Raw genomic sequence first — 22,508 nt, forward strand, 5'->3', positions numbered from 1 at the left:
CCGCCAGGCGCGGCTCGACGCCGGCCAGGAGCCGGCCGTCGAGGACGGCCTCGCGCCCCTGGTCGACCGGCTGGTCAACCGCCTCGGCCCCGCCCGCGTCTTCCGGGCCCGCCCGCGCGAGAGCCACGTGCCGGAGCTGTCGGTCGGCCGCAACCTGCCGCTGGAGAAGCCCGCCCCGCAGGCCGCGCCCTGGGACCGCGAGACGCCGCGGCCCGTGCGCCTCTTCCGCCAGCCCGAGCCGCTGGAGGCGGTGATCGCGCTCACCCCCGACGACCCGCCCAGCCAGTTCCGCTGGCGCGGCCGCGTGCATCGCGTGCGCCGCGCCGAAGGGCCCGAGCGCATCGCCCAGGAGTGGTGGAAGCAGGACATCGGCGACGTCTCCGTGCGCCACGTGCGCGACTACTACCGCGTGGAGGACGCCGACGGCGGCCGCTTCTGGCTGTTCCGCTCGGGCCTCTACCAGGGCGGCGAGCCGGCCAAATGGTGGCTCCACGGGCTGTTCCCATGAGGGATGACCATGAAACCCAAGATCAGCCTCATCACCTTCGGCGTCCGCGACCTGCCGCGGATGGTCGCCTTCTACCGCGACGGCCTGGGCTTCCCGACCCACAACTACGCCGAGGGCGACGACATGGTGATGTTCCGCCTGGAGGGGACGTGGCTCGGCCTCTTCCCGCGGGAGGAATTGGCAAAGGACGCCACGGTGTCGACTGAGGGCTCGGGCTTCGGCGGCGTGGCGCTGGCCCACAACGCGCCCTCTAAAGAGGGCGTCGACCGCGCGTTCGCCGAAGCGGTCGCGGCCGGGGCGACCGCCGTCAAACAGCCGCAGGACGTCTTCTGGGGCGGCTACTCCGGCTACTTCGCCGATCCCGAAGGCAACCTCTGGGAGGTCGCCTTCAACCCGTTCACGGACCTCACGTGACCCGCTACGCCGAGCTCCAGGCCACCACCAACTTCTCGTTCCTCCAGGGCGCATCGCATCCGTGGGAGCTAGTGGTCGGCGCGGACGCCCTGGGCATCGAGGCTGTGGGCATCTGCGACCGCAACTCGCTGGCGGGCGTGGTGCGGGCGTGGTCCCGCGCCAAGGAGCTGCACGAAGGCGGCTCGAAGGTCCGCGCGCTGACCGGCTGCCGGCTGGACTTCGAGGACGGGACGCCGAGCCTCATCGTCTACCCCTCCGACCGCGAAGCCTACGGGCGGCTGACCCGCTTGCTCACCGTCGGCCAGCGCCGCGCCCAGAAGGCCGAGTGCCATCTGCACTGGCGCGACTTCCTCGACCACGCGGAGGGCCAGCTCGTCCTGGTGGTCCCGCCCGACCGGCTGGACGAGGCCTTCGAACGCGACCTGAAGCGCGTGGCCGGCGAACTGCCCGACGTGTGGCTGGCCGCCGCCCGCCGCTATGGCGCGCGCGACCTGCCGCGCCTCTCCCGCCTCGCCACGCTCGCCCAGGCCTCAGGCGCGCCGATGGTGGCGACCAACGACGTGCTCTACCACGGCCCCGAGCGGCGGCCGCTGCAGGACGTCATCACCTGCATCCGCGAGACCTGCACGATCCATGAGGCGGGCCTGCGCCTGCAGGCCCATGCCGAACGGCACCTCAAGGCGCCCGAGGAGATGGCGCGCCTGTTCGCGAAATTCCCCGGCGCCATCGAACGCAGCGTCGAGATCGCCGAGCGCATCGGATTCGACCTCAGCCAGCTTCGCTATGAGTACCCGGACGAACCGGTGCCGCCCGGCAAGACCGCGATCCAGCACCTGCGCGACCTCACCTGGGCCGGCGCGCAGTGGCGCTTCGAGGGCGGGTTGGGGGAGAAGCAACGGGAGACGATCGAGAAGGAGCTCGCCCTCATCGAGAAGCTCAACTACCCGAACTACTTCCTCACCGTACACGACATCGTCGACTGGGCGCGCAAGCAGGACATCCTGTGCCAGGGCCGCGGCTCGGCGGCCAACTCCTGCGTCTGTTTCTGCCTGGGCGTCACCTCGGTCGATCCGACGAAGAAGAACCAGGACCTGCTGTTCTCCCGCTTCCTGTCGGAGAACCGGGGCGAGCCGCCCGACATCGACGTCGACTTCGAGCACGAGCGGCGCGAGGAGGTGATGCAGTATGTCTACGAGCGCTACAGCCGCGACCGGGCGGCGATCGTGGCGACCGTCATCCACTATCGCCCGCGCATGGCGATCCGCCAGGTCGGCAAGGCGCTAGGCCTGACCGAGGACGTGACGGCGGCGCTCGCGGGCACCGTCTGGGGCAGCTACGGCGACGGCGTCCCCGACGAACACATCCAGCAATGCGGGATCGATCCCCATGCGCCCGAGATCAGGCGGGCGACGACCCTGGCGCAGGAACTGCTGGGGTTTCCGCGGCACCTGTCGCAGCACGTCGGCGGCTATGTGCTGACGCAGCGCCGGCTCGACGAGACGGTCCCGATCGGCAATGCGGCGATGAAGGACCGCACCTTCATCGAGTGGGACAAGGACGACATCGACGCCCTGTCGCTGATGAAGGTCGACGTGCTTGCGCTCGGCATGCTGACGGCGCTGAAGAAGGCCTTCGACCTGCTGCCGCCGCTGCCGGACGGACGCAGCATCGTCGAGATCGCCGACGTCCCGCAGGAGGAGCCCGCCGTCTACGACATGCTCTGCAAGGCCGACTCGGTCGGCGTCTTCCAGGTGGAAAGCCGGGCGCAGATGTCGATGCTGCCCAGGCTGCGGCCGCGCGAGTTCTACGACCTCGTCGTCGAGGTGGCGATCGTGCGGCCCGGCCCCATCCAGGGGAACATGGTCCACCCCTACCTGAAGCGCCGGAACAAGGAGGAGCCCATCAGCTATCCGAGGCCGGGCGAGGGCTTCGGGGATCCGGACGAGCTCAAGAAGATCCTGGAGAAGACGATGGGCGTGCCGCTCTTCCAGGAGCAGGCGATGCGCATCGCCATCACCGCGGCGAAATTCTCGGACAACGAGGCCGACCAGCTTCGCCGGTCGATGGCGACGTTCCGCAACGTGGGCACCATCGGGGAGCACGGCCAGAAGTTCGTGAAGGGGATGATCGACCGGGGCTACGACCCCGAGTTCGCCGAGCGGTGCTTCCACCAGATCGAGGGCTTCGGCAGCTACGGCTTCCCGGAGAGCCACGCGATCAGCTTCGCGCTGCTGGTCTACGCCTCGGCCTGGGTGAAGTGCTTCCACCCCGACGCCTTCCTGGTCTCGCTGCTTAACAGCCAGCCGATGGGCTTCTACCAGCCGGCCCAGCTGGTCCGGGATGCGCGCGAGCACGGGGTCGAGGTCCGGGCGCCGGACGTGATGTTCAGCGACTGGTATTCGACGGTCGAGGAGAAGGACGATCCCTACGAACACTTCCGGCCGGTGCGGCTCGGCCTGCACCAGATCAAGGGCCTGAAGGAGGAGGCCGACGGCAAGGCGCTGCAACGGGCCCGCGCCGCCGGCGCACGCTCGGTTCAGGACTTCGCACGCCTGGGCGGCTTCTCCCGCCGCGCGCTGGAACTGCTGGCCGAGGCCGATGCGTTCCGCAGCCTGGGCCTCTCGCGGCGCGAGGCGCTGTGGGCGGTGAAGGGCCTTTCGGGCGAGTGGAACGCCGAGAAGGCCGCGCCGCTGCTGCTGCGCCAGAAGACCCGCGAGGCGCAGGTTCTGCTGCCCTTCATGAGCGCCTCGCAGCGCATCGCCGAGGACTACCGCACCACCAGCCTGTCGCTGAGCGGCCACCCGGTGGACGTCTTCCGCGAGGACCTGCGGCGCGAGGGCGTGCTGACCTGCACGTCCCTGAAGGACATCGGCGACAGGCGTCGCGCGGCGGTGGGCGGCCTGGTCCTGGTGCGCCAGCGGCCCGGCACCGCCAAGGGCGTGGTGTTCATGACCCTGGAGGACGAAACCGGCATCGCCAACATCGTCGTCTGGCGCGACGCCTTCGAGGCCCACCGGCGCCTGGTGATGAGCGCGTCCTTCGTGGTGGTCCACGGCCAGGTCCAGAACGTCGACGGGGTGGTCCACCTGGTCGCCGAACGGTTCACCGACCTTTCCGGCCGCCTCTCCGAACTGCGCGACGACGAAGCCGCCGTCGCCGCCCGCTCCAGGGTCTCCGGCCGCCTCATCCGCAGCCGCGACTTCCACTAGCCCCTCGGCGCTCGGGTCGGTCCGAGGCCGGGAAACCGCAGTCGGCAGTGGCCGGCCCACGCGCGCCCCGTCCACAGTAAACGCGCCCTTAACACCCTCGGCGTCTGTTGGAGCCCCGCCGATTCGCCTAGAGAAGCGCGCCCCCAGAAGCCGCCATGACCGTCGACCGCACCCTCCACCACTTCCCGCTCGATCCCGCCTCGCGCCAGGTGCGCCTGGCGCTGGGCGAGAAGCGGCTGTCGTTCGCGGACTCGCCGACGCGCTACTGGGAGCGGCCGAAGGAGCTCACCCGGCTCAACCCGTCGGGTATGGTGCCGGTGCTGGTCGAGACGCCCGAGGGGGGGCGGCCGCTGGCGCTCTGCGAGACCCGTGCGATCCTGGAGCACCTGGAGGAGGCGTATCCCGACGTCCCGCTGCTCGCCGCCGACCCGGCCGAGCGGGCCGAGGCGCGCAGGCTGCTGACCTGGTTCGACCGCAAGTTCGAGTTCGAGGCCTCCGGCTACCTGCTGCACGAGAAGATCGAGAAGCGGCTCCTGGGCCTGGGCCCGCCCGAACTCGCCAACCTGCGCCAGGGCAAGGAAGGCCTGAAGAACCACCTCTTCATGCTGGACGACCTCCTGCAGGGCCGCGAGTGGCTGGCGGGCAAGCGGCTGTCGTTCGCCGACTTCGCGGCGGCGGCGCACATGTCGGTCATCGACTACTTCGGCGACATGCCGTGGCGCGAGTTCCCCGGCGTGAAGACCTGGTACTCGAAGCTGAAGTCGCGGCCGGCGTTCCGGCCGCTGCTCTCCGACCGCTGGCCAGGCCTGCACCCGGCCGGGCACTATGACGACCTCGACTTCTGATCCGCCCGATTCCGATCCAAGGGCGCTGATCCGCGCCGAGGCGCTCAGGCTCGGCTTCGACCTCTGCCGCTTCACCGACATCGACGAGGCCTGGGCCGCCGGGCCGCGGCTGTTCGCGTTCGTGGGCGACGGCCGCCACGGCGAGATGGGCTGGATGGCCGAGACGGCGGAGCGGCGGCAGCATCCGCGCGCGTTGTGGGCCGAGGCGACGTCGGCGATCGTGCTGGGCGTGAACTACGGGCCCGACCGTGATCCGCTGGAGATCCTGGGCCACCCCGACCGCGCCGCGATCAGCGTCTACGCCCAGGGCGACGACTACCACGAGGTGATCAAGGGCCGGCTGAAGCAGCTCGGCGGCTGGCTGGCGGCGAAGTTCGGCGGCGAGCTGAAGGTGTTCGTCGACACCGCGCCCCTGCTGGAGAAGCCGCTCGCCGAGCGCGCGGGCGTGGGCTGGCAGGGCAGGCACACCAACCTCGTGAGCCGCGAGTTCGGCTCGTGGCTGTTCCTCGGTTCGATCCTGACGACGCTGGAGCTCACGCCGGACGCGCCGGAGCCGATGAACTGCGGGTCTTGCCACGCGTGCCTGGACATCTGCCCGACCAACGCCTTCCCGGCGCCGTTCCAGCTCGATGCGCGGCGCTGCATCTCCTACCTGACGATCGAGCTGAAGGGGCCGATCCCGCGCGAGTTCCGCGCCGCCCTCGGCAACCGCATCTACGGCTGCGACGACTGCCTGGCGGTCTGCCCGTGGAACAAGTTCGCGCAAGCGGGCCGGGAGCAGAAGCTGGCGGCGCGCGAAGCGCTGAAGGCGCCGACCTTGGCCGAGCTGGCCCGCCTGGACGACCCGGCGTTCCGTGAGCTCTTCCGCAAGAGCCCGGTCAAGCGCATCGGCCGCGACCGCTTCGTCCGCAACGTCCTCTACGCCATCGGCAACTCGCGCGACCCGCGTCTGGCGGAAGAGGCCGAACGGTCGCTGGACGACGCTTCGCCCCTCGTGCGCGGCGCGGCGGTCTGGGCGTTGTCGCGGCTCCTCCCGGCAGGGGCCTTCGAAGCCTTGCGCAACACGCGTTGTCGGAACGAGCGCGACGCCGGCGTCCTTGGAGAATGGGAACCCTGAGGCCGGGCCGGCTGGTTGTCGGGGTTCAGACCCAGGAGACGACCCGATGGCCGACGGAACCGCCTTGCGCCCCGCCGAAGACGTGGCCCGCACCAACAAGGCCCGGCAGCGCAACGAGAGCCCCGAGTACCGAGCGGCGCGCGAAGCCCTGCTGGTCGAGGAGATCAAGCTCAACCGCCAGATCGCCCGCGTCGCCGCCCTGCGCCGCGGCCTGCCGCCCGGCGGCGAGGTGACGGGCGACTACCGCTTCCTGGGCGAGGCGAGCAGCGTGCAGGGCGCCGAGCCCGTCGGCATCGAGGCGCTGTTCGGCGACAAGGACACGCTGTTCCTCTACAACTGGATGTACGGGCCCAGGCGGGCGCGGCCCTGCCCCATGTGTACGGCGCTGCTGAGCTGCCTGAACGGCAACGCCGACCACATCCGCCAGCGGATCGCCATGGCCGTCGTGGCGCTGTCGCCCATCGAGCGGCAGGTCGCCTTCAAGGTCGAGCGCGGCTGGACGAACCTGCCGATGTACGCCGACGTGAACGGTGACTTCAGCCGCGACTACCACGCCGTCATGGAGGACGGGACCGACACCGCCGCCATCCACGTCTTCACGCGCCGCGACGGGACCGTCCGCCACTTCTGGAGCGCCGAGCTGGGCTTCGAGTCCGCCGACCCGGGCAAGGACCCGACCACCGAGCCCGACCTGATGGTGCTCTGGAACGTGCTCGACCTGACCCCCGACGGCCGCGGGACCGACTGGTATCCGAGTATCACCTACTAGCTGCTAAAACTCGACAGATCCCAGATCCTTCAGGCGCGGGAGCACCTTGTCCTTCCCGGAGAGCAGGGGCTCGCCGTCGAGCGGCCAGGGGATGGCGAGGTCGGGGTCGTTCCAGGCGATCCCGCCTTCGCTCCCAGGCGCGTAGGGGCCGTCGACCTTATAGAAAATCTCGCAGTCGTCGGTGATCGTGCAGTAGGCGTGGGCGAAGCCGCGGGGGACCCAGAGCTGTTCGCCGCCCTCGGCCGTCAGCTCGGCGCTCACCCAGGTCCCGAAGGTCGGCGAGCCGGCGCGCACGTCCACGGCCACGTCGAAGATCGCGCCGCGCAGCGCGCGGATCAGCTTGCCCTGGGCGTTCGGCGCGAGCTGGAAATGCAGGCCCCGAAGCGTGCCCTTGGCGGCGCTGAAGGCCTGGTTGTCCTGCACGAAGGCCGTGTCCGCCACCGTTCCGGCCAGCGCCCGCGTGCTCCAGGTCTCGGCGAACCAGCCGCGCGCATCGCCATGGCGCCTGGGCGTGATAAGCAGCACATCGGGAATGGCGAGCGGCGTGATCGTCGTCATGGGCATCCAACTTCGGAGCAGGTGAACCGCCCGCATGGCGCACGGACCGAGCGATGACAAGGCCCCACAACCCGCGGCCACCGTCTGCGTCATCGCCTACAACTCGGGCCCGACGCTCCGCGCCTGCCTGGAGCACCTCGGCGCCCAGACCTTCCGCGACTTCGAGACGCTGGTCATCGACAACGCCTCGCCCGATCCCGGCGACGCGGCGATCGCGGCCGAGTTCGCACAGAAGGTGCCCGGGGCCCGGCTGATCCGGAACAGCGACAACCTCGGCTTCACCGGCGCGGGCAACCAGGGCGCCCGCGAGGGCCGCGGCCGCTGGTACGTGCTCCTGAACCCCGACGCCTACGCCGAGCCGGACTGGCTGGCGCAGCTCATGGCGGCGGCCGACCGGCATCCGCAGGTCCGCTCGTTCACCTCGCGCCAGGTGGTGGCGGAGGACCCGTCGCTGCTGGACGGCCTGGGCGACGTGATGAGCATCACCGGCATCCCCTACCGCGGCGGCTACCTGAACCCCGACCGCGGCCAGGCGCGCGAGGGCGAGGTGTTCAGCCCCTGCGGCGCGGCCCTGATGATCGACCGCGAGCTCTTCCTGCGGCTGGGCGGCTTCGACGAGGCCTTCTTCTGCTACGGCGAGGACGTCGACCTGGGCTACCGGCTACAGCTCGCCGACGAGCCGACGCTGCTGGTCCCCGCCGCCACCATCCGCCACGTCGGCTCGGCGTCCAGCGGCGGGCGCAAGAGCGCGTTCGCGGTCTTCCACGGCACGCGCAACCGCTTCTGGACGCTGTTCAAGAACACGCCGGGGCCCCTGCTGCCCCTGGTCGTGCCGCTGCACCTCGTGGCGCTGGTCTTCGTCTACCTGCGGGCCGAGAACCGCCCGCATATCCCCTTGATCTGGAAGGCCGTGAAGGCCGCCTTCGCCGGCGCGCCGGCCATGTTCCGCGCGCGGCGCGCCGTGCAGCGGATGCGGACGGCGTCCTTCGCGCAGATCGCCGGCGCCATGACCTGGAACCCGCGGGACCTGTCGGGACGGCGGCCGGTGATCAAGCCGCTGAGGCCGCGCTAGCCTTCGGACGCCCACTCGATCAGGCGGCGCATGAAGACGGCGCCGCGCTGCATCTGGCTGATCTCGACGAACTCGTCCGGCTGGTGCGCCTGGTCGATGGAGCCGGGGCCGCAGATCACGGTGGAGAAGCCCGCCTGCTGGAACTGCCCCGCCTCGGCGGCGAAGGCGACGACGCGGGGCGGGCCGTTGTCGCCGGCCATGCGGCGGGCGAAGGCCTCGGCGGCGCCGTCGCGCTCGGGCATGAAGGGCGGGACGTCGGTGCGCTGTTCGACGCGCACGCCGGCCTCGGGCGCGCGGGCCTTCAGCGCCCGGTCCATCGCCGCGGCTTCCGCGACGAACCCGGCCACGATCTCCTGCGGCGTCCTCGGCCCCGGCGCGCGCACGTCGAAGATGAAGCTGCACTCGCGCGCGATGATGTTGTGGGCGGTGCCGCCGTGGACCATGCCGATGGTGAGCGTCGGCCACTTGGGCGTGAAGGGGCTCGCGGGATCGGCCTCGGCCTCCAGCCGGTCGGCCAGCGCGTTCAGCGAACCCATCAGCTTCACCGCCTCCATCACCGCCGAGACCCCCTGCTGCGGCTGGCTGGAGTGGGCTTCGCGGCCGGTGACGGTGACGTGGAAGGTGGCGATGCCCTTGTGGCCGTTCACCGCCTCCATGCTGGTGGGCTCGCCGACCACGACGACGGCCGGGGCCGGCAGCTCGCGGCGGATCACCTCGATCATGTCCGGCGCGCCCAGGCAGCCGATCTCCTCGTCGTAGGAGAAGGCCAGGTGGACGGGCTTGCGGGCGGTCTTCGCGAGCTCCGGCGCGGCGGCCAGCGCCAGCGCCAGGAAGCCCTTCATGTCGCAGGTCCCGCGGCCGTAGAGGCGACCGTCCTTCTCCACCAGGTCGAAGGGGTCGGTGCTCCACGGCTGGCCGTCCACCGGCACCACGTCGGTATGCCCCGACAGCACCGCGCCGCCCTCGACGGACGGGCCCATGGTCGCCATCAGGTTGGTCTTGCCGCCGTCCGCGTTGGGCACGCGGCGGTGCGCGACGCCGAGGCCGTCGAGGTAGCCCTCGACCCACTCGATCAGCGGCAGGTTCGAGCCGCGCGATGTGGTGTCGAAGCTGACCAGCTTCGCGAGGAGGTCCCGCGCCGCCGGATAGAGGTCGGTGGTCATCGCCAAGGCTTAGCCCCGCGGGGCCCGCGGTCAAAGCCCGGCGTCGCCCGGAGCACTGCCTGGTCTAGCCCTGCTGGATGCGGCCCGGCGCGGGCAGGACGTCGATCAGCTCGATGCGGAAGATGAGGGGCGCGCCCGGCGGAATGGGCCCCTGGCCTTCCTCGCCATAGCCGAGGTTGGACGGCACATAGAGAATCCACTCGTCGCCCGGCCGCATCATCGGCAGCGCCTCCTGCCAGGCCGGGACGAGGCGGTCGAGCGGCATGGCGGCGGGCTGGCCGCGCTCGTAGGACGAGTCGAAGACCGTGCCGTCCTCCAGCTTGCCCTCGTAGTGGACCTTCACTTCGTCCTTCGCCTGCGGCTTGATGCCGGTCGCGGGGCCCGAGCGGACGATCTTGTAGGCCAGGCCCGAGGGCAGGACCTTCACGCCCGGCTCCTTCGCGATCTTCGCCATGAAGGCGGCGCTCTGGGCGGAGGGCTTGCCGGCGAGGTCCGCGTTCGCCTTGTCCGCGGGCTTCGGCTGGCAGGCCGCCAGGGCAAGGGCGGCGAGGGCAAGGATGGCGAAACGCTTCATCTGACGCAGGTCCTTAGACAACGCGGGGCGGATAGCCGCGCTCGCGCAGGGCATCCATGACTTCCTGGGTGTGCTGGGCGTCGCGGGTCTCGATCATCACGTCGAACTCGGCGCCCTTGGCCGGCACGTCCAGCGCGAGGCGGTTGTGCGCCACCTCGATGATGTTGGCGCCCATCTGGCCGATGATCGCCGAGACGTTGGCCAGGAGGCCCGGACGGTCGTCGCCGATGATCCGCAGCGAGACGATGCGGCTCTCGCGCACCAGCTCGCGCGTCAGCACCGAGGCCAGCAGGCGCGTGTCGATGTTGCCACCGGTGATGACGAGGCCGACCTTCTTGCCGCGGAACCGCTCCGGGTAGGCCAGCAGCGCCGCCAGCGACGTCGCGCCCGCGCCTTCCACCACGGTCTTCTCGACGTTGCAGTAGAGGGCGATGCCGCGCTCGAAGTAGGGCTCCTCGATCAGCAGCACCTCGTCGATCAGCGGCCGCGCGACGGCGTAGCTGAGGTCGCCCACGGTCTTGACCGCGATGCCTTCGGCGATGGTGGCGCCGCCGCCGTTCTGGGCGGTCTGGACGCCGCGCATCTTGGCGGTGAACGAGGGGAACATCGCCGGCTCCAGGCCGATGATGCGGATGTCCTTCTTCAGGTGCTTGGCGGCCGTCGCCATGCCGGCGATCAGCCCGCCGCCGCCGATCGGGATCGGCAGGATCTCGAGGTCGGGCACGTCCTCGAGCATCTCCAGCGCCACGGTGCCCTGGCCGGCCATGACGTCGGCGTCGTTGAATGGGTGGACGAAGGTGAGCTCGCGCTCGTCGCACAGCTTGCGGGCCGTGGCCGAGGCCTCGTCGTAGCCGTCGCCCTCGATCACCACCTCGGCGCCGTGGGCGCGGGTCTGCTGCACCTTCACGAACGGCGTGCCCTTGGGCATGACGATGGTGACCGGAATGCCGAGCCGAGCGGCGTGGTAGGCGAGGCCCTGGCTGTGGTTGCCGGCCGAGGCGGCGATCACGCCGCGGGCGCGGACGTTCTCGCCGAGCTGCAACAGCTTGTTCAGCGCGCCGCGCTCCTTGTAGGCGGCGGTGAACTGGAGGTTCTCGAACTTCACCCACACCTCGGCCCCGGTGATCTCGCTCAGGGTCCTCGAGTGGCGGCAGGGGGTGCGCTCGATATGGCCGCGCAGCCGCTCCTGCGCGGCGAGGATGTCGTCGAAGGCGAGGCTCATGGGATCGGTGCGGCCTGGGGTTCCGAAAAGGCCGCGCAACCTAACGGCGCCGGTCCCCGCGGGCAACTCGGGCCCTGCCCACTCCCGCTGGCGTGCTGAATCGGGCATTGGGAGAGCGATGCCCGACCTGAAGCCCGCCCTGTTCCTCGACCGCGACGGCGTGCTCAACGAGGATCGCGGCTATGTCTCGCGCTGGGAGGACTTCCACTGGATCCCCGGCGCGCGCGAGGCGGTGGCCGCGTTCAACCGCGCCGGCTGGCTGGTGATCGTGGTGACGAACCAGTCGGGGGTCGGCCGCGGCTACTACACCGAGGACGCGATGCACGCGCTGCACGCGAAGATGCAGGCCGACCTCGCGGCCGCCGGCGCGCGCATCGACGCCTTCTACCACGCGCCGCAGCACCCCGAGGCGCCGGTGGAAGCCTACCGCCACCCCGACCCGCCGCTGCGAAAGCCCAACCCGGGCATGATCCTCCAGGCGCTCCGGGACTGGCCCATCGACCGCGAGGCTTCGGTGCTGATCGGCGACAAGCCCTCCGACCTGGAGGCGGCCCTGCGCGCCGGCGTGCGCGGCGTGCTGTTCGAGGGCGGGGACCTGGAGGCGTTCCTGCGCCGCCTTTCCCTCCCTTGAGCCTCAGCGCTGCTCCATCCGCGCCAGCAGGCGCTCCAGGGCCTCGATCTCGTCCGCCTCGCCGGGCGGCTTGTCCCAGCGGATGCGGCTGATGCGGGGAAAGCGCATGGCGACGCCGGACTTGTGGCGGGTGGAGCGTTGCAGGCCCTCGAAGGCGACCTCGAAGACCAGGCCATGGTGCGGCTCGGCCCGCACGCTGCGGACCGGGCCGAAGCGCTCGACGGTGTTGTCGCGGACGAACCTGTCGATCTGCAGCAGTTCGTCGTCGGTGAAGCCGAAGTAGGCCTTGCCGACCGGCGTCAGCATGCGCTGGCCCGCGTCGTCCGCGGTCCACACCCCGAAGGTGTAGTCCGAGTAGTAGCTGGACCGCCTGCCGTGCCCGCGCTGGGCGTACATCAGCACCGCGTCCACCAGGAACGGGTCGCGCTTCCACTTGAACCACGGGCCCTTGGGACGGCCGGCGACGTAGGCGCTGTCCCAGCGCTTCAGCATCAGGCCCTCGGCGACCTGCGGGTCGCCCGGCGGCGGGTTGGCGCGCAGGTCGGCGAGTTCGGCCCAGGCCGCGAACGGCTGCGTGGGCGACAGGTCGATGCGCGGGCTGGCCTGCCGCGCCACGAAGGCCTCCAGCCGCCGGCGGCGCTCGGCGAACGGCAGGGCCCGGGTGTCTTCGGCGCCGGCCTGGAGGATGTCGTAGGCGCGGATGGCGGCGGGGAACTGCGCCATCAGCCTGGCGTCGACCGTCTTGCGGTTCAGCCGCTGTTGCAGGTCGGCGAAGGGCGCGACCTTGCCGTCGCGGATCACCAGCAGCTCGCCGTCGATCACGCCCTCGTCGTCCAGGGCGTCGAGGATGTCGGGGAAGGTGCGCGAGATGTCGTCGCCGGTGCGGGTGTAGAGGCGGCGTAGCCGGCCCTCGTGGGCCGCCTGCACGCGAATGCCGTCCCACTTCCATTCGGCGGCGTAGTCGGCGGGATCGAGCCTGGCGAAGTCGACGGCCTCGTCGATCGCCTGGGCCAGCATCACCGGCCGGAAGCGGGCCGGGTGCTCCGAGGTCGGCTTCTCCGAGCGCCCGTCGAGCCAGGCGAAGAGGTCCTCGTAGGGCGGCGACAGCGCATGCCACAGCTCCTCGATCTCGGCCGGGTCCACGCCGCCCATCTCGGCCGCGGCCCGCTTGGCGAGCCGGGCGGTCAGACCGACCCGCAGTGCGCCCGTCATCAGCTTCAGCAGCGCCCAGCGCTCGCGCGGCTCGGCCATGGCGTCCAGCCACGCCTCGATGCGCCGCTGCGCCTCGGCCCGCGAAGCGCTGCGCAGGCCGTCGATCACCTCCGAGAGCTGCGGCTCGCGGTTGGCGCCGGGCCGCGCGGGCCACACCAGCGACACGGCCTCGGCCAGGTCGCCCACATAGTCGTAGGACCACCGGAAGAGCTGCGGGTCCATCCGCGCCTCGACGGCCTTGCGGATGAAGGCCGGCTTGGCCGCGTCGAACGTCAGGTCGCCGGTCAGCGCCGCCAGCGCCCAGCCGCGGTCCGGATCGGGCGTCTCGCGCAGGTAGTCGCGCACCAGGGTCAGCTTGGCGTTTCGCGACGGCGTCAGCGACAGTCGGTCGAGGAGTTCGGCGAAGGCCCGCATTCCATGTCCAGATAGGGCCTTCGCACCCCTCGGCCTAATGCGGTGAGCCCTCCGTCGGTTTCGGCTTTCGCGCCATCGACCACGGCATGCGCGGTAGCCGGCCGCGGAACAGCCAGAGCACGACGCCCAGGAGCACCGCCCACGGCGCGACGACCGCGAAGATGTCGATCATGGCGGCGAGGCTGGCGGCCACGACGGCGAAGAAGCCGCCGAGCGAACGGCTGAGCGGCGAGCGGACGTCAGAGCTCACCACGTCGCGCGACCGGTACTGGATCGTGATCTCCGACATGGCGACGCGGCCACGCATCATCGTCAGTTGCGACTGCGCCGAGTCGATCTCGCCCTGCACGCGGGCCAGCTCGCGTTCGACCTCCAGGAGGTCTGCAAGCTTGCCGGGCCGTCCCGCCAGCAGCGCCTGCAGCCGGTCGCGCAGCGTCGTCTTCGCGCGGAGCTGGGCCTCGGTGTCGACGATCTCGCGCGAGAGGTCCTCGGACGTCACGTCGCTGGTCTCGACGCGGCCGCCCGCGCTGCGCGCGTCACCGTCGAGGCCGTCGCGGAAGCCCTTCAGCCACGCCGGCGCAGCGCGCATTGAGAGGTTGCCAGAGATCGCGCCGTTGCCACGGTCGGCGATGGATGTGGAGACCACCTGGCAGACGGTCGGGCCGGCTTTCGCACAGGCCTGCTCGTGGCGGCGTCGCAGCCCATCCACCTGCTGGTTCGGCGCGGAGAGGCCGTAGGCATAGCTGTAGGCCAGCATCGGGAGACCGGCGGGGACGCGTACAGGCCCAGCGCCGCCCGGCTCTGCCGGACTCACCCCCGGAGGCGGCGCTGCCGCGGCGTCGGCCGCGGGCGCCGCAGCAGCGTCGGCGGCAGGGACCGTGACGGCGAGGTCTGCATATTCCTTGTACGTCGGGTTCCGCGAGCACCCGGAAACGACGAGCGCAACGGCCGCGAGCGGCAGCAGGTGTTTCATCTAGAATCCTCCCTGTGCCCCGCGCCCCAGGTCAGAATATTACACTTGTAGGCTGAATTGCGGCCAAGCTTTCGGCGTGGCGGCGAGCCACGCCGGAGCCTGAGGCGCGGCTACTTCTTCGCGGGCTCGGTCGTCGGGGTCGCCTCGGGCGTCGCCGGTTTCATCGGCTCGACGCTCGCCGCCTGTTCGACGGGCGCAGGCGTCTCGGTCGCAACTGCGGTCGTCGTCGGCTCAGTGGCCGTGGCGACGGGCGCGGGCGGGGCGTCTTCCTTCTTCTTGAAGTAGTCGCAGGCCGCGAGCGAGCCGGCGGCGGCGAGGACGGTCAGAACAGTCAGGGTCTTGCGCACGGATCACCTCCTGTGTGGCGCGAGGTGACGGTAACGCGTTCGTGATCACGACTTCGTGATCGGCTTGTGCAGGGCCCGCGCAGGATCAGCCCGACTTCGTCTCAGCTACCCGCTCATCCCGGCGAATGCCGGGACCCAGATCCAAATACGCGAGCGAAAGGTTGGACGGCTCCGGGTTCGTGGAGCCCATCTCTGAGTCATTCCATCTGGGTCCCGGCATTCGCCGGGATGAGCGGAAGCTATTGAATTCGATGAGATCGAGTTGGGGTCCGGACCCTAGCTGTCATCGTCGTCCTCGTAGCCGACCAGCGCCAGGGCGCGGGCGGGGATGTCGTGCAGCGCGGCCCAGCGGGCCAGCGCCTCCTCGCGGCCGTGGGTGATCCACAGTTCGCCGGGCCGCAACTCGCCGACGGTGGCGGTGAGTTCGTCCCAGTCGGCGTGGTCGGAGATGACCAGGGGCAGTTCGACGCCGCGCTGCCGGGCGCGGGCGCGGATCTGCATCCAGCCCGACGCGAAGGCGGCGACCGGCTCGGGAAAACGGCGGCTCCAGCGGTCCTGCATGGCCGACGGCGGGGCGACGACGATCTGGCCGGCGAACTCAGCCTTCGTCGCCGTCGTGGCCGGCGCGAGGGGACCGAGGTCGACGCCGTGTCGCCCGTAGAGCGCGTTCAGCCGCTCCAGCGCGCCGTGGATGTAGATGGTCCGGTCCCAGCCGGCCTCGCGCAGCAGGCGGACGATCCGCTGCGCCTTGCCGAGCGCATAGGCGCCGACGATGTGGCTGCGCTCCGGGAACTGCGCCACCGAGCGCAGCAGCCGCGCGATCTCTGCCTTGTCGTCGGGATGGCGGAAGACCGGCAGCCCGAACGTCGCCTCGCTGATGAAGACGTCGCACGGGACCGGCTCGAACGGCGCGCAGGTCGGATCGCGCCTGCGCTTGTAGTCGCCGCTGACCACCATCGTCAGGCCCTTCCAGCGCACCACGGCCTGGGCCGAGCCGAGGACGTGTCCGGCCGGGACGAGCGTCACCTCCACCCCGTTGCGGCTGACCGTCTCGCCGTAGGACGCGGCCTCGGTCGTGTGGGCGAAGTCGCGCCCGTAGCGCTCGCCCATGATGTCCAGCGTCGCCGGCGTCGCCAGCACGGCGTAGTGGCCCGCGCGGGCGTGGTCGGCGTGGCCGTGGGTGATCACCGCCCGGTCCACCGGGCGGACGGGGTCGATGTAGAAGTCGCCGGGCGCGCAGTAGAGGCCCTCGGGCTTCGGACAGAGCAGGTCCTGCGGACGGATCATCTCACGTCAATGTAGCGGCTGGCGGAAGGCTGCGCATTGACTCGCGCCGTCGGACGCTGCCTACCCGGCCGATGTCCGATTTCCAATCGACGCCCCTGCCCGAGAGGTCGCTGATGGCGCCGCACGCCGACGCGCTGGGTCTCACCCTGGTCTCGATCGAGAAGGGCCGCGGCGCGATGTCCGCCCCCTGGCGCGAGGAGCTCGTGGGCGACCCGGAGACCGGCGTCATCGCCTCGGGCGTGGTCACGGCGCTGATCGACCACACCTGCGGCCTGGCGATCAACTCGGCCATGGGCGAGATGGTCCCGATCGCGACGCTGGACCTGCGCATCGACTACCTGCGCCCCGCCGCGCCGAAGAGCGGCGTGACCGCGGAGGCCCACGCCTACCGGCTGACCCGCACCGTGGGCTTCGTCCGCGCCGAGGCCTGGGACGCCGACCGCAACGACCTGGTGGCCACGGCCCAGGCGGCGTTCATGCTCAACACCCGCGCCCAGCCGCTGAAGGGCTGACGATGGACGAGACCGCCACCCAGAGCCTGGACGACTTCCTCCAGCGCGTCCCCTACGTCCGCTTCCTCGGCATGCGCACGGAGCTGGCGGGCGACGAGATGACCGCCGTCCTGCCGTTCAGCCGGCATCTGATCGGCAATCCGATGCTGCCGGCGCTGCACGGGGGCGTCATCGGCGCCTTCATGGAGCTGACCGCGCTCGCCCAGTTGGCGCTCGCCGACCCGGGGCGCCGGGTGCCCAAGACCATCGACATCACGGTCGAATACCTGCGCTCGGGCCGCGCGCAGGACACCTACGCCCGCGCCATCCTGCGCAAGGTCGGCCGCCGTGTCGCCAACGTGCAGGTCGAAGCCTGGCAGGACAGCCGCGCCCAGCCGATCGCCGGCCTGACGGGGCATTTCCTGATGCGGAACGAGGGGTAGCGCACCCATCGGCCGCACGCGGACGGTTACTTCGGCAGCGCCGCGCGTTCCCGGGCGATCTCGGCCAGGGCGGCCTGGGCCTTCTGTTCGGCGGGGGCGTCCTTGCGGTTGCGGGCCTCGATGAGCTGGCCGGTGGCTTCCATTTCGCGCACGGGCAGGAGGTGGCTGTCGTTCGCGGCCTTGAACGGCAGCGTCTGGATCTTGTCGAGCACCGCACGCTGGCGGGCGGCCTCGGGCGTGTCGCCGACGCCGTAGGCGAACATGAAGTCGGCGATCTGCGCGGCGAGCTTCGGGTCGAGGTCCCTGCGCCGGACGATCGGGTCCTCGGGGATGCGCGGCGAGCGCCAGACGATCTCGACGTTCCCCATTGTCTTCCTGGCGATGTCGGTGCCCAGCAGGCCGAGCCGCTCCATGGAGGCGGTGTTGTTGGTCGCCGCGTCCAGCAGCCCGCCCGCCACCGAGAACAGGTTCGTCTCGTGGTTCGACGAGCGCACGGTCTTGAAGCAAGCGGCCGGGTCGATCTTCCTCGGCGCGAACAGGTAGGTCATCGGCGCCAGCGTGCCCGACGTCGACTTGGGGTCGCCCATGCCGAAGTTCAGGGTCCGGTCGCAGCTCAGGATCCTGTCGAGCGTGAGGCCCGAGCCCTTTCGGACGATGATCACGGCCTCATAGCCGTCGACGCCCGAGGGGTTCACCGAGCGCGCGAAGACCACGCCGTCGGCGCGGCGCACCGCCTCCAGGCCCGACTGGTTGGTGAACCAGCCGAGGTCGGTCTGCTTGAAGCGCATCGCCTCGATGAGGGCCGTGTAGTTCGAGCCGTAGAACGCCTTCACCGGCCGGCCGAGCGCCTTGCTCATGTCGGCCAGGAACGGCGTCCAGTCCTTCTCGGCGCTGGCCTGGCTCTCGGCCGAGAGGATCGAGAAGACGATCTCCTTGCGCTCGGGCTCCTGGGCGCCCTGCGAGCAGGCGGCCAGGGAACCGGCGGCGAGCGCGCCGGCGACGAGGAGGGCCAGGATCGGTCTGCGGTTCATTTCGCCTCCACCGGCGGGAGCCGAAAGCCCACGATCTCGCGGCTGGCCCGGTTCACCCCGAACATCACCCCCGCCTCGCTGCGGTCGAAGGCGACGGCCTGGCCGTCGACGGGAATCGCGATCGTGGCGACGCGCTTCATCACGCCGCCGCCCCGGGGGACCTCCAGCACGTAGAGCTCGGGACGGTCGTGGCCGGTGACGTAGAGCCGCCCGTCCGCGCCGAACGCCCCGCCCGAATTGCTCTTCGGCGCGAACCGGGCGAGCACGTCGGCCGGGAAGGTCCAGGTCTCGCGCGCCCGCCAGTGGTCGTCGAAGCGGACGACCTTGGTCGCGCGATGGTCCCGGCCCGGCTCGCCGCCCCGGCCGTCGTAATTCGCGAAGCCCGCGAACCACGAGCCCTCCCAGCGGTCGACCCAGGTGATCGAGCCGCCCTGCCGGCCCAGCGGCGCCGTGCGCAGGTGCGCCAGCGTCGCCGGGTCGAACACCTCGACCTGGCTGACCATCGGGGTGGCCGGATAGTTGGAGGCCGCGCAGACCAGCTCGCGGCCGATGACGGCGCACGAGTTCATGTGCGGGAACTTCGACGGATCGCCCTCGAACGCGCCGACGCGCCGGCCGGTCCCGCGGTCGTAGCGCGCGATCGTCGAATTCGCGACCGCGTAGACGGCGTGGGCGTCGACGGCGACGCCCTGCCGGGCCTCGGGCGCCGGGAGGCGGACTACGGCGACGGCCGCCGCGAACAGGACCTCAAGCACGCTGAAGCCCGGGCTGGCCCGCCTCCACGACGAACTTCGCCAGGTCGTTGACCGGCGACCCTGGCGCGAAGGCGTTCTGCACGCCGCGGAACGTGACCTCGCAGGCCTTCGCGGTCAGTTCGAGCCGGCCGTAGCCGCGCCGCTGGCCCTCGGCGTACTTGAGGTGCGGGTTGCGCGCGATGCTGGCGGCGAGGCTGTCGTTGCCCGTGCCCAGCGAGCTGATCGAGCCGCCGACGAACTCGCTGGCGATCGGCCGGCCGGGCTCGAGGCCGAGGTCGCCGGCGAAGAAGCAATGGATGTCGCCGCCGAGGGCGATCGGGTTCGGCGTCCTGGCGTCGCGCCAGGTCTCCAGGATGCGGCGCCGCGTCTGGGCGTAGCCGTCCCAGCCGTCGTTCGAGACGCGGCCGTCCTCCAGCTTCAGCTCGCCCATCAGGTACTGCTGGGCCAGCACGTTCCAGCGGGCGGGGCTCTTCCTCAGCCGGGCTTCCAGCCACCGCTCCTGCGGCCTGCCCAGCAGCGAGCGCCGCGGATTCGTCCGGTCGGGGCAGGCGTAGGGGATGCGCTTGCCCTCGGAGACCGCCTCGCAGGTGCGGCGGTCGCGTTCCTGGCGGGTGTCGAGGAAGCTGAGGCGCGCGAGGTTCCCCCAGTCCAGCGAGCGGTAGAGCTGCATGTCGGGGCCGACCGGAATCTGGCGGCGGCGCAGCGGCATGTTCTCGAAGTACGCCTGGTAGGCCGCGGCGCGGCGGCGCAGGAACGTCTTCGGGTCGGGGTTCGAGCGGTCCTGGTCGTCGCCGTAGTCGTTGACCACCTCGTGGTCGTCCCAGATCACCATCCAGGGCGCGGCGGCGTGCGCGGCCTGCAGGTCCGTGTCGGTGCGATACCACGCGTAGCGCTGGCGGTAGCCGGCGAGGTCGACGGGCTCGGTCGGCGGATGCGCCCGCAGCGCCCCCTTCGTGGCGGCGCCCTCGTAGATGTAGTCGCCCAGGAAGAGGATCAGGTCCGGCCGTTCCGCGGCGATGGCGGCGTGGGCAGAATAGAAGCCGGTCTCGTACTTCTGGCAGGACCCGTAGGCCAGGGTCAGCCGGTCGACCGGCGCGCCCGCCGCCGGGGCGGTGCGGGTGCGGCCGACCGGGCTGGTGTGCCCGCCGGCCATGAAGCGGTAGAAATACTCGCGGTCGGGCTTCAGGCCCGCGACCTCGACGTGCGCCGAGTGACCGCCTTCCGGCACGGCCAGCGCCTCGCCCTTGCGCACCACGCGGGCCATCGCCGCGTCCTCGGCCACCTCCCAGGTCACCACCACCGGCGCGCGGTCCATGCCGTAGTCAGGTTCCCGGGGCCGGGGCGCTATCCGGGTCCAGAGCACGACGCCGTCGCTGGTCGGGTCGCCGGAGGTGACGCCCACGCCGAACGGGTAGTCCGCCATCCGCGTCTGGGCGACAGCCGACGTCCACGCCGCCGGCGTCAGCGCCACGCCGGCCAGCCACGCGGCCTGGGTGAGCAGGCGCCGGCGTTCGATCGCCACTTCGCCCGTGCGCAGCCTGGTATCGAACAGGGTCTCGCCCTCCGCCAAGACGATGGATCCGGTCATTGATGGCATAGCTGGCCCCGGCGTCCACCCGTTCGTCGCGCCCGTTCCGGGCGCCGGCGGCGATTGCGCTTGAGCGGGCTCGCCTTGGGCTGTAGGCCGCGCGGCATGCTGCAAGGACTTTCCCACCAGGCGCGCGAGGCCCGGAGCTGGCCGTTCGAGCAGGCGCGCCTGCTGCTCGACCGCATCACCCGCCTGCGCCTCTCCGACGCCGAGCGTGACCTGGCCGCCGCCCTGTTCGCGCAGGGCAAGTTCGCCGAGGCCGTGCAGACCCTGCCGGCGCTGGCGAAGCCGGTCGTCTTCCAGTGCGGCTATGGCGCGAGCGGCCTGCCGCACCTGGGCACCTTCGGCGAGGCCACGCGGCCGACCATCGTGCGCAACGCCTTCCGCGCGCTGACCGAGGACGCCATCCCGACCCAGCTCATCGTCTTCTCCGACGACATGGACGGCCTGCGGAAGATCCCCGACAACGTGCCCAACCGCGCGATGCTGGAGGAGGACCGCGACAAGCCGGTCACGTCCGTCCGCGATCCCTTCGGCGAGCACGAGAGCTTCGGGGCGCACAACAACGCCCGCCTGCGCGCGTTCCTCGACAGCTTCGGCTTCGAGTACACCTTCATGAGCTCGACCGAGACCTACCGGTCGGGCCGGTTCGACGAGGTGCTGCTGCGCATCCTCGCCCGCTTCGATGCGGTCCAGGCGATCATGCTGCCGACCCTGGGCGAGGAGCGGCGGGCCACCTACTCGCCCTTCCTGCCGATCAGCCCGAAGAGCGGCCGGGTGCTCCAGGCGCCCACCGTCGCCCGCGACGTCGACAAGGGCACGATCACCTTCCCCGACGAGGACGGGACGCTGACCGAAGTGCCGGTCACCGGCGGCCACGTGAAGCTGCAATGGCGCCCCGACTGGGCCGCCCGCTGGACGGCGCTGGGCGTCGATTTCGAGGCCTCGGGCAAGGACCTGGTGGATTCCGTCCGCGTCTCGAACCGCATCGTGAAGGCGCTGGGCGGCGAGCCGCCCGAGGCGTTCCACTACGAGCTCTTCATGGACGAGAACAACACCAAGATCTCGAAGTCCAAGGGCAACGGCCTGACCATCGAGGAGTGGCTGCGCTACGGCGCGCCCGAGAGCCTGACCTACTACATGTACCAGTCGCCGAAGTCGGCGAAGCGGCTCTACTTCGACGTCATCCCCAAGGCGACCGACGAGTACCTCCAGCAGCTCGACGCGCTGATCCGCAAGAAGGCGGACGGCGACAACGCCGCCCAGCTCGACAATCCCGCCTGGCACGTCCACCACGGCGATCCGCCGCAGAAGGGCTCGCCGGTCAGCTTCTCGCTGCTGCTGAACCTGGTGTCGGCGGCCGACGCCTCGACCAAGGACCTGCTGTGGGCCTTCATCGGCCGCTACCTGCCCGGCGCGACGCCGGCCAGCGAGCCGCTGCTCGACAAGCTCGCGGGCTACGCGATCAACTACTACGAGGACTTCGTGAAGCCCGCGAAGCGGTTCCGCGCGCCCACCGACCAGGAGCGCGCCGCCATGGAGGCGCTGGTCGCCAAGCTCCGGGCGCTCCCCGAGGGAGCCGACGCCGAGGCCATCCAGAACGAGGTGTTCGAGGTGGGCAAGGCCGCCGGCTTCGAGCCGCTGCGCGCCTGGTTCTCGGCCCTCTACGAGGTGCTGCTGGGCCAGAGCCAGGGTCCCCGCTTCGGTAGCTTCGTCGCCATCTTCGGCGTCGATCGCACGATCGCCCTGATCGAACGGGCGCTGGCGGGAGAACTGGCCGCAGCCTAGTGTGCTGGATCTGAAGTTCGCCTGCTTCCGGGTCGGAGCGCCGAGCGAACTTCAGATCCAAAAAGCACACTAGAAACAGATATTTCCCTAGTGTCCT

At 70.9% G+C, this 22,508-nt stretch carries 22 protein-coding genes; 11 read left to right on the top strand and 11 right to left on the bottom strand.

The window, feature by feature from the left end; genetic code table 11:
* The 6 genes from JNL41_RS22035 to JNL41_RS22060 form a co-directional block, all read left to right on the top strand.
* Positions 1–508: DUF6504 family protein (locus tag JNL41_RS22035; RefSeq protein WP_365698471.1), on the top strand; the 508-nt coding region annotated here is incomplete at its 5' end.
* A gap of 9 nt (positions 509–517) precedes the next feature.
* Positions 518–922, top strand: coding sequence for a VOC family protein (locus JNL41_RS22040; protein WP_293478434.1), 405 nt, complete (start codon positions 518–520; stop codon positions 920–922).
* Positions 919–4,131 carry an error-prone DNA polymerase gene (locus JNL41_RS22045; protein WP_293478435.1) on the top strand — a complete coding sequence of 1,071 codons (3,213 nt, stop codon included), beginning with the start codon at positions 919–921 and terminating at the stop codon, positions 4,129–4,131. Before JNL41_RS22040 ends, JNL41_RS22045 begins: the two co-directional genes overlap by 4 nt.
* Before the next feature lie 155 nt (positions 4,132–4,286).
* On the top strand, positions 4,287–4,976 hold the full coding sequence (locus JNL41_RS22050) for a glutathione S-transferase family protein (RefSeq protein WP_293478436.1): 690 nt from the start codon (positions 4,287–4,289) through the stop codon (positions 4,974–4,976).
* Complete coding sequence (gene queG, locus JNL41_RS22055; RefSeq protein ID WP_293478437.1) at positions 4,957–6,093, top strand: tRNA epoxyqueuosine(34) reductase QueG; 1,137 nt, start codon at positions 4,957–4,959, stop codon at positions 6,091–6,093. Before JNL41_RS22050 ends, queG begins: the two co-directional genes overlap by 20 nt.
* A gap of 46 nt (positions 6,094–6,139) precedes the next feature.
* Positions 6,140–6,862, top strand: coding sequence for a DUF899 family protein (locus tag JNL41_RS22060; RefSeq protein WP_293478438.1), 723 nt, complete (start codon positions 6,140–6,142; stop codon positions 6,860–6,862).
* Positions 6,863–6,865: 3 nt separating this feature from the next.
* Here the strand turns inward: JNL41_RS22060 and rfbC are convergent, their stop codons facing one another.
* Entirely contained in the window at positions 6,866–7,420 is a 555-nt protein-coding gene (rfbC, locus tag JNL41_RS22065; protein WP_293478439.1) for a dTDP-4-dehydrorhamnose 3,5-epimerase, read from the bottom strand.
* 34 nt (positions 7,421–7,454) lie between these two features.
* Here rfbC and JNL41_RS22070 point away from each other — a divergent pair, with 34 nt between their 5' ends.
* Positions 7,455–8,492 (top strand): glycosyltransferase family 2 protein, encoded by a 1,038-nt coding sequence (locus tag JNL41_RS22070; protein ID WP_293478440.1) that lies wholly within the window; start codon positions 7,455–7,457, stop codon positions 8,490–8,492.
* Here the strand turns inward: JNL41_RS22070 and argE are convergent.
* The 3 genes from argE to JNL41_RS22085 form a co-directional block, all read right to left on the bottom strand.
* Entirely contained in the window at positions 8,489–9,655 is a 1,167-nt protein-coding gene (gene argE / locus JNL41_RS22075) for an acetylornithine deacetylase (RefSeq protein ID WP_293478454.1), read from the bottom strand. The genes JNL41_RS22070 and argE overlap by 4 nt on opposite strands.
* A gap of 64 nt (positions 9,656–9,719) precedes the next feature.
* The gene (locus JNL41_RS22080; RefSeq protein ID WP_293478441.1) at positions 9,720–10,229 is read right to left on the bottom strand and encodes an FKBP-type peptidyl-prolyl cis-trans isomerase; all 510 of its coding nucleotides are present in this window, start codon (positions 10,227–10,229) and stop codon (positions 9,720–9,722) included.
* A gap of 13 nt (positions 10,230–10,242) precedes the next feature.
* A complete protein-coding gene (locus tag JNL41_RS22085) occupies positions 10,243–11,451 on the bottom strand; it encodes a threonine ammonia-lyase (RefSeq protein WP_293478442.1) in 1,209 nt (402 codons plus the stop codon).
* A gap of 118 nt (positions 11,452–11,569) precedes the next feature.
* Here JNL41_RS22085 and JNL41_RS22090 point away from each other — a divergent pair, with 118 nt between their 5' ends.
* Complete coding sequence (locus JNL41_RS22090; protein ID WP_293478443.1) at positions 11,570–12,082, top strand: HAD family hydrolase; 513 nt, start codon at positions 11,570–11,572, stop codon at positions 12,080–12,082.
* A 3-nt stretch (positions 12,083–12,085) separates the two neighbouring features.
* On the opposite strand, the gene JNL41_RS22095 is transcribed toward JNL41_RS22090, so the two are convergent.
* The 4 genes from JNL41_RS22095 to JNL41_RS22110 form a co-directional block, all read right to left on the bottom strand.
* Positions 12,086–13,708: a cisplatin damage response ATP-dependent DNA ligase gene (locus JNL41_RS22095; RefSeq protein ID WP_293478444.1), complete on the bottom strand. Its 1,623-nt coding sequence runs from the start codon at positions 13,706–13,708 to the stop codon at positions 12,086–12,088.
* Positions 13,709–13,742: 34 nt separating this feature from the next.
* Complete coding sequence (locus tag JNL41_RS22100; RefSeq protein WP_293478445.1) at positions 13,743–14,681, bottom strand: DUF4349 domain-containing protein; 939 nt, start codon at positions 14,679–14,681, stop codon at positions 13,743–13,745.
* 110 nt (positions 14,682–14,791) lie between these two features.
* The gene (locus JNL41_RS22105) at positions 14,792–15,028 is read right to left on the bottom strand and encodes a hypothetical protein (protein WP_293478446.1); all 237 of its coding nucleotides are present in this window, start codon (positions 15,026–15,028) and stop codon (positions 14,792–14,794) included.
* A 276-nt stretch (positions 15,029–15,304) separates the two neighbouring features.
* Positions 15,305–16,315 (bottom strand): ligase-associated DNA damage response exonuclease, encoded by a 1,011-nt coding sequence (locus JNL41_RS22110; RefSeq protein WP_293478447.1) that lies wholly within the window; start codon positions 16,313–16,315, stop codon positions 15,305–15,307.
* A 113-nt stretch (positions 16,316–16,428) separates the two neighbouring features.
* On the opposite strand from JNL41_RS22110, the gene JNL41_RS22115 reads away from it, so the two are divergent.
* Positions 16,429–16,827, top strand: a complete 399-nt coding sequence (locus JNL41_RS22115; RefSeq protein ID WP_293478448.1) for a PaaI family thioesterase — start codon at positions 16,429–16,431, stop codon at positions 16,825–16,827.
* A gap of 2 nt (positions 16,828–16,829) precedes the next feature.
* Positions 16,830–17,249 (top strand): PaaI family thioesterase, encoded by a 420-nt coding sequence (locus tag JNL41_RS22120; protein WP_293478449.1) that lies wholly within the window; start codon positions 16,830–16,832, stop codon positions 17,247–17,249.
* Between the two features lie 26 nt (positions 17,250–17,275).
* Here JNL41_RS22120 and phnD read toward each other — a convergent pair whose 3' ends face one another.
* The 3 genes from phnD to JNL41_RS22135 are packed head-to-tail and all read right to left on the bottom strand — an operon-like array spanning position 17,276 to position 20,623.
* Positions 17,276–18,280: a phosphate/phosphite/phosphonate ABC transporter substrate-binding protein gene (gene phnD, locus JNL41_RS22125; RefSeq protein ID WP_293478450.1), complete on the bottom strand. Its 1,005-nt coding sequence runs from the start codon at positions 18,278–18,280 to the stop codon at positions 17,276–17,278.
* Positions 18,277–19,035 (bottom strand): hypothetical protein, encoded by a 759-nt coding sequence (locus JNL41_RS22130; RefSeq protein ID WP_293478451.1) that lies wholly within the window; start codon positions 19,033–19,035, stop codon positions 18,277–18,279. The genes phnD and JNL41_RS22130 overlap by 4 nt, the downstream gene beginning before the upstream one ends.
* Positions 19,028–20,623, bottom strand: a complete 1,596-nt coding sequence (locus tag JNL41_RS22135; protein ID WP_293478452.1) for an alkaline phosphatase D family protein — start codon at positions 20,621–20,623, stop codon at positions 19,028–19,030. Before JNL41_RS22135 ends, JNL41_RS22130 begins: the two co-directional genes overlap by 8 nt.
* 105 nt (positions 20,624–20,728) lie before the next feature.
* Here JNL41_RS22135 and JNL41_RS22140 point away from each other — a divergent pair, with 105 nt between their 5' ends.
* A complete protein-coding gene (locus tag JNL41_RS22140) occupies positions 20,729–22,411 on the top strand; it encodes a lysine--tRNA ligase (RefSeq protein ID WP_293478453.1) in 1,683 nt (560 codons plus the stop codon).
* Positions 22,412–22,508: the final 97 nt, after the last annotated feature.

This window comes from Phenylobacterium sp. (genome assembly GCF_016793285.1).
Taxonomy (GTDB): domain Bacteria; phylum Pseudomonadota; class Alphaproteobacteria; order Caulobacterales; family Caulobacteraceae; genus Phenylobacterium.